Genomic DNA, 8,181 nt, shown 5'->3' on the forward strand with positions numbered 1-8,181 from the left:
GTATCTGGCGATTACTCAGCAAAAAAATGAAAGTTTAATGCCACATCAGTTGAATCATATGGTATCTCATGAGCTGTATTTGTCCAGCAGCTGGTTTGAATATCTACATTTACGTTGTAGTACTTCGCCTGTGACGGTGCAAGAGGTCAATCAATATCTGAAAAAATGCATAGCAGGACAACAGCTTGGTTCAATCACTGTCGAAAAGTTACAGGCACAGTTGTACTTCCATGTTTTTCACCACACGTTTAATGAATATATTGCACATGTGCTGTCGGGTAAAGATAGTTCTCATGATCTTCCCGGCAGTTTTTACGGAGGGGTTGCAAAGAAGCAGCTGAATGAGAAGTACCGGATTTATCTGAATACGCTGTGCAGACCGGACACTGAAGCCGGGATCAAGATCGTCGAGCAGCAGTTTGAAAGCTCGAGTGAAGCGGATACCACCCGGCTGGGGAGTCAATTGGCCCTGACTCCGGATTTTGTGTCTGATTTCTTCCAGCAGCTGCATAAGGTCTGTCATGAGAAAATTCAGTTGCATCAGCACTTGATCGAGCGGATCAATGCCTACAGTTTGTGGATGTGGCATATCAGCCTGTTATGTTTAACACGACGTCCGCAAGAACATTTGTTGGGGGAGTGTAGTGCTTATGATCTGGATTTAAGACTGCTATATGTGAATGATAAAAAGAATAGCCAATCACGTAAGGATGGGCGTTTTATTCCGTTAGCGAAGTTTTTTACTCAGGCGTTTAAGCATTATCTCGATTTCTTAAACAGTGTGGTCACTCACTATGCTGACTTACTGAAATTTGTCTTCAAGAAAAATTTCACCCTTGAAGATCTGTTTGGCAAGGTGATTGTCTATCCGGGAAGCCTGCCGGTGACGGCTCAAGCATGGGACAGTCCTAAAATCAGGATCAAGCCTCTTAGCCGAGCTTGGGTGAATGAAGCGTTGTCGCGCTATGCCTCAGCGCCTATTTACAATAACTGGCTGCGCCATTTTGCAATGAATATGCTGATGGATCATGGAGTGGCGTTTAATGTGATTCAGGCCTTGTACGGCCATGATCAACGCGATCAGGAGCTGTTTTATCGTTATTCCTCAGCCTCCTTGTATCAGTATATATGCCATGTCAGTCAAGGCATCGATGAGATGATCAAGATATTGCAGGTTGAGCATTTATCCAGTCCGATGCCAAAAAAGGATAAAGCACATGACAAAGCATGATGTGATTGCTACGTATATTGGTGAGCAAGTTGAACTGACTTTTCAGCAGATGCTCCAATCGATTGCAGGGCTTAAAAGAAGTACGACAGATATTGATAAAGGGCTTGAGAAAATCTGGCTAGATTTTCAGTCAGCGCTGAAGAAATTTTTGAAGAACCATAAGCTTAGCACGGCAACACTCCGAGCCCCTTATCTACAAAAGAGCGAAGCCTATTTTTTTCAACTGAAGGAAGACTACCTGAGCGAAACGCAAGAGGCTTATCCGATTAAAATCATGTCCCTGATATATGAAAATATCAAGCAGCAAGTCGAAGCGGATTTTAATAATAAGATGTCGGATGTCATTAAAAAAAATCAGGGTAATACGCTTGAAATCGATAGCGAAATTGAGAAAATTTGGGTGGATTGTCAGGAAGAAATCAAGGCATTTTTAAAGGAAAGAAAGATTGCCACGGTCGCGCTGAGAGCCCCTTATTTACAATGGGCTGAAGACTGTTTGATTAAGCGTAAAGAAGCTTATGAAAGCGCGTCGGAAGATGCTTATTTGATTAAGATTCCATCAACCATTTATCATCAGATTGCTCAGCAAGTGGCCTTTACTTTTCAACAAATGAAGGAGGCTATTGCAGGACAGAAGGACAGCCAGCAGGATGTCGATGACCAGATTGCCCGAATCTGGGCGAATTTCGCCAAAGGACTGGAGACTTTCTTAAGGAACAAAGACTTCACCACTCGTGCCAAGCGCAAACCGTATATCAAACACAGTGAAGCCAGTTTTTTAGCCTGTTTAGAACAGTATCAGAATGAGGAACACCAGCCTTATCCGATTAAGCTGCGTCCTACGACGCTGTTTTCTGATCCTCCACCGCGGCAGATTCTCAGCACTGAAGCCAGACTGCGGTTGGGACAGCAGCATTTTCATATTGCCAGAGGACTGAAAGCGTATTGGCGTAGCGAGACATTGCAGATGCCAACAGCACAACAGTGCTTGGGTCATCTGTATTTAAGTCTGATTTATTGTTCAGGCTGTAGTGATCTCACTCAGCTGGTCGCCATCGGCAATCGTCTGCTGGAGGAGGAGAAAGAGAAGGAGAAAATGTGCCATCCGTTATCTGGGTATTCAACACTGTATCGAAGTGACTATAAAAAAATTACCAATCCACTGGTTCTCAGTTACTGCATGCCACACCGCTATTACGGCAATGAGATTAAAGACAAGAAGATTTATCAGTGGCGGCATGTCTGGTTCAATCCTTATGCACAACTTTTTTTACACATCCTGAAACAGCAAGCAGAGGACCTGCAACCACAACATCCGCGTAAGGTGCTGGAAGCGATTCTGAGTGTGTTCGAGAATCTTAAAAAACAGCTCAAGGTCTCGGAACAGATTGCGGCATTAAAAAAAATCTTGCGATCCGAGGATCAGGATCTCATTGAGATCACTGCACTCAAGCCCTTTCAGCATGTCAATTTGGCGCTAGAAATCCATCCAGACTTGAGTCTGGATATGTGTTTAAGTGAAGTATTGCAGAATCATCTAAAAACCGTGTCTTTAACGGCAGAAGATCAAGGTGTAGCCTGGTTCAATACCTTGAAATCCACGAATGATCTTGTCAAAGTAGAATATGGGATCCTCCCGTTAGAGACTGAAACAGCCAAACCGGTGGTTATCACGGCACATCAGCAACTGAACGAGCTTCCATTTGAGTTGGATTTTTTTGAACAAGAGCGAGCCCCGGCAGGGAAAAATAAGCAAAGCCAAAGACAACGCCATCAGCAGCAGTTTAAGCAATGGCGCAATATTCAAACCCGGTTGAGTGTAAAGAAGGCAGCCTTAGCGGGCGACAATTATAAAGAATGCAATTTGATAGAAGCACAGTTAAGACTATTGAGCTGGATCTTTTATTTGAGAAAAGAAGAAAAAGAAAACGGCAAGAAATTAAAATTGAGTAGTATCAAGCGTTATCTGAGCAGTTTTGCGAAAGACTATTTCTTTCATATCTATATGTATGACAATGACCTTGAACAGATGAATGTAGAGCACTATGAGCAATTGTATGCCTCCATCCTGAACGGCATCGATGAACGTGCTGAAACACAGCGTGAATACACAGACACTCGCACTCAGGGTCGGGCACAATATGCCTTTGGACGACTGAAAGATTTCCATGCTTTTTGCCAGAAAGAATATCCGGAGAATGTGCCAGCGGTCAGCAGCTTTGACCACAGTGATTTTCAACGTATCCAGTTCTGTCAAGCCAAGCTCATCAGCCCACAGCTGTTTATTCAATTAAAAAAAACAGTCATTCAGAAAATTGAGGCCTGTTCAACTCAAAAAGAAAAAGTCCATTTGCAGCTGTTGCTGCTAATGTACATCCTGGCTTATCGTTTGGGATGTAGACTCAATGAAATCCGGGGGCTGACGCTGGGTGAAATCATTTGTCCTCAACTGCTGTGGAAAGACGATCCAGGCAATCAAACGGTCGCCATACGCATCACCTTGAAAAATAATGTCTATCGACGACTGAAAAGCCAAAATGCGCAACGTCAACTCGATTTGAACGCGGTATTACTGGATGATGAACTGCAAGCGGTGAAAAGCTATCTTCTGCATTGTTTTCAGCAGCCGAATAATAAGAAGGCGAACGAGCAGTTGGTTTTTGAGATCGGTGGAGAAATCCTGAGCGAGCTGTATATCTCAAAAATGACCCGGCTGCTGTTCGATGAAGTCATCAAGCCAGATCACGGCTATACCTTCCACAGTTTCCGCCATAGTGCCGCCACTCATTTGGCAATCGCCTGGTTGGGATCGAAAGAAATGGTGATGACCTATACCGACTACAGCTGGCAGCAGGCTAAGTCTATGCGCAAGCATCTGTTCGGTGAACAGGCTATCAGGCATGAAGCGGTGATTCAGCATAAATGGCGTTTGCTGGCCGATTGGATGGGGCATAGCTCGATTGAACAAACGGCCTCACACTACCTGCATACCCTGGATCTGCTGGCGATTGATCGAATTTACAATACGCCCTGTGTAGTTCATCCTGCTGTTCTGAATAGGCATTATGATCGTGAAGAAACTGAAGCGGTGGATCTGAATCGCGACAGCCAACACCGAAAGTGCTTTGAACGTGAGCAACCGGTGTTGGGTATTGATCAGAAAGTACAACCTTATCTGATGCCCAAGATGCAATTCGAGCTGAAGCCATTATCCTACAAGGTCATCTACACGTATCTCAACACATATCAAGATGCAGAGATCCAAGCACCTCATATAGTGGATAACCTAGATATTTGGATTAAGCGTGCGCTTTGGCTTGCTGTAAAATGGCAAGTACCTTCATTCAGTAAACTTGGATGGAATTTGGACAATGCTGCATCGATCGAGAAAAAGTACTTAAGCGACCTATATGACAAGCAGATCAAAACCAAGCTGAAGCCAAAGAGCCTACAGCTATTTATCGCATTAAAAGATCTTTTAAAGGAGAAAGTTCTGTCGGCTTTAGCTGTATTGATTCAGCATGGCAAACTCAGAAGAAACCAGTTTTGTTTCCAATGTCGTTTTGATGCCCAGCAAAAGCCAAAAATGGATTGGGAAATGCAGGATTTTATCGAGGGGATGCAGCTGTTGTTACCTGAAGATGTCCAATTACAGTACGATAACTATCCGGTGGATCTCACGCAAAAAAGTCGTGAGATTCACGTCTATTTTATCGATCAACAAAGCAATAAAAACATTACATTATCCCTTGCATTTGATTTGCTACTGGAAGCTGTACAACACCCTTCCTTATGGGAATAGCCTAAGCAGATATCGTTCAATTTAAGGGGCCCAGGCCTTTGCTTTGTCAAAATCTGATTTGCCAAGCAAAGGCCTGGGTTTCCGCGAATTTGATTTTTTGTTTTAATTATTCTCATGATTTTAATTCATTGAGGCCCTTTCATAGAATTAAAAAATAAATGTAGGTAGTGCTTCAAAAAGTATGCTGCATAGATTTTGAGATAAATAGGCATCCTTGGGGGTATTGAAAATACAGGGATTTTTTCGGTTAAAATTTTTAAAAAATTAGCCAGCATTAAATTTGAAACACCACCAGAAAATGAAAAAAATTCTAATTTGGTTTGACCAAAGAAAAAGATACCCATATGATAATTACGTTACAGCAAAATCTGTAATCGGGCGTGGAAACCTGAAAATTACTACAGAAGCATTAAAACCGCTTTAGCGGTTTTTTGTGCTTATTATGCTTAGTTTGCCATTATGGTAGGCCAGGCAGGGCAGTCTATGACTGGCCGTCTTCTGTAGTGCGGTATTTCCACCCCTGTTTGGTCTACCTCCATCTCGTGGAAAAGATGGTTGTAGATAGTTAATTCTAAACTACAGGTACTAAACATGAAGATTTTATTATCTAATCCCCCCATTTCTCTTAGGTCTCTTTTGTTAGCGCTGACTGGATATTGACGGTCATTTAATTCACAGCTTTAACCAAATCGAACTATATACATTTTCAAATTTCGTACTTGAGCGAAAGTAGGAAAGTGTTGCCTGGAGAAAATAAGAAATGGGTTCTACACGACTATTGACCAATATTATTCAGCGTAAAGTCATGTTGCCAGAAGAAATGTCACCTTCAATGCAGCGTGACAATTTTGAAGTGGCACTGACTGATTTTGAAAAGCATCCAATCATCAAATGTTTATTTAAGGCGGATAACCAGCGTTCTACGGAATATTGGAGCGTGCAAGAAATTGCAAACTTTATTGAGGATTGTACAGAAGATCAAAATATCAATTTGTGTATCTTGTATTGGAAAGATATACACGGCAATATTTACATTATTGATGGAGCACATCGTCTTTCCTGTATCTATGCGTGGATTAATAGATATTTTGCGGATGAGCAAGTCACTCAAGCACCTAATTTCAATGATCCACAAAAACAAGATATTCGTTACCTCCGCAATTATTTAGGAGATCTCGCTGATTTTCAAAGAATTTGCGCTGATGCTGAATTTGCAGAAAAAAAGTCGAAGTTAGAAGATATTAAAATCAGTTTCAGGCAGGTACTGGGGACTCCGGAAGATGCGCGACGGGTATTTCAATCTATTAACTCAGATACTAAACGTTTAGATAAATATGAGGAATATCACCTAAGAAATCGCGGTAGTGACGCGTATTATGCGATCTATGCCTGTTGTTATATCAATGACAATAAATCTAACCTAGAAGAGCTCCAATATACACGTTTAAATGAGTTGATTGAGTTAGGGGAGAGGATCCACCAGTTACTTTTTTCGACCATTTTATTAGACAATGAAATGAGTCATGGCAAAAAAATTGGCCTGGTCAATGAGCTGATGAATATCATTGCGGGTGATCAGATTCATAATATTATGAGTCTGAATCAGGGGGAGCGCGTTGAAAACCTAATGTCGCATCTGTTGACCATTCTTTGCAGAATAGCGACGCCTGTAAAAAATGCTGGGGTTCCGAGTTTGGGCTTACATCCATACTTATATTTTTATAAGGATCAGCGTTTTCAGATTACTTCTTTTCTTGCATGGTTTTCAATTGTGTATGAAATTCATGAAAGCCGCATGCAGATTCATCATCGAAAGATTAGTTTCAAGGACTTCACCCGGGTACGCCGTAGTATTGAGTTCTTGATCGCCAATTTCCCCGTGGCGACCACCGAAACGGTCGGCAAGTTCGGCAGTGGTATCAAGGGCTATGATCGGCTACAAATTGTCTATAAAGCCTTTATTTGCTTAAGCTTGGAAATGGAGGTTGATTTTGATGATGAGAAATGCCTGAATACCTTTATTCTTTCCATGTCTAAGGCCTTCAAGTACATAAACTTTAACGAGTTCTATGTCGAAAGGTTTTTGGGTGGTTATGATGATGCAGTAGTCAAGAATGTGGTGGGATATGTGGAGTCGATTAGTCCAATTTCTCGGTCAAAGCCAAAGGCCTTTTCGGCATTAACCAAGAGTCTGCTTAAGCACAATTTTGTGGTGGGTAATCATAACTTTTGCCTCATTTGTGATGGATTGATCTATCTTGATTCTACTGAATCGGATCATAGGATTGCCAAAGCCGTAGGTGGGCAAGGCGTTCTAGAGAATGGCCTGCTGGTTCATCCCATCTGTAATAGGATGAAATCAGATCTGAGCCTGGAAGAGATTAGAGCGGATTTGTTTGGTGAATTACTGTATTGAGCAGCAGAGGCGGTAAATTAATTTTCTAAAATTTATCAATGATTTAGCTTTTTATATATTCAGCCAATGTGGTTGTTTTTAATTCACTTTAGAATCACAACCAGAAACTAGCTGTAGTTTCTGAATGACCGTCAAGGTCCTTAGTTTTGCCTATAGATTCCCCCTATGGGCATTTTTTTTTTGATCTAAAACATGTATAGGTGACTTTAAAATAAACCTTTTAGCAATTCATAAGCAATGAGTATTAAGGCTGAGACCATCAGCAACACAAAAATGAGTTCCACTCTAGTTAACATCTTAGTTTCATTTACTATCCGCATGCTTCAACAGCAGCTTTGAATGTTTCACTTAACCTTTAAACTTTTTTAAAAGTTAAATGTATTTACATATGAGTTCTAAAATTTGATAGAATTTATTAAAAATTTAGATTCTAAGTGTAAATAATGAGAAGCGCTAATATTCGACGTGATGGTTACTTAAAATTTCTGAATACATGGCAAAACCGTGATGTCATTAAAGTACTTTCAGGTGTACGTCGCTCTGGAAAATCCACCTTATTGGCGATGTTTCAACAAGACCTAAAAGCACAGGGTGTACAAGCCGAAAACATCATTGCCATCAACTTCGAATTTATGGAATTTGAAGAACTCACCGATTACCGTAAACTACATGATTATGTATTGTCCAAAGTTGATAAAAGTAAAAAAAACTATGTTTTTTTAGATGAAATAC

Annotated in this window: 4 protein-coding genes; all 4 read left to right on the forward strand. The window is 41.1% G+C overall.

The window, feature by feature from the left end; genetic code table 11:
* On the forward strand, positions 1-1,231 hold a 1,231-nt coding region (locus tag F1544_RS26945; protein ID WP_208972450.1), incomplete at its 5' end, for a hypothetical protein.
* Complete coding sequence (locus F1544_RS26950; RefSeq protein WP_167588476.1) at positions 1,218-5,033, forward strand: site-specific integrase; 3,816 nt, start codon at positions 1,218-1,220, stop codon at positions 5,031-5,033. The genes F1544_RS26945 and F1544_RS26950, both read left to right, overlap by 14 nt.
* Positions 5,034-5,793: 760 nt before the next feature.
* Positions 5,794-7,449 carry an HNH endonuclease signature motif containing protein gene (locus F1544_RS26955; protein WP_167588477.1) on the forward strand — a complete coding sequence of 552 codons (1,656 nt, stop codon included), beginning with the start codon at positions 5,794-5,796 and terminating at the stop codon, positions 7,447-7,449.
* 443 nt (positions 7,450-7,892) lie between these two features.
* A partial coding sequence (locus F1544_RS26960; RefSeq protein ID WP_167588478.1) for an AAA family ATPase occupies positions 7,893-8,181 on the forward strand: 289 nt, incomplete at its 3' end.

Origin of the sequence: Kineococcus rubinsiae (genome assembly GCF_011839805.1) — a bacterium.
Lineage (GTDB): Bacteria > Actinomycetota > Actinomycetes > Actinomycetales > Kineococcaceae > Kineococcus > Kineococcus rubinsiae.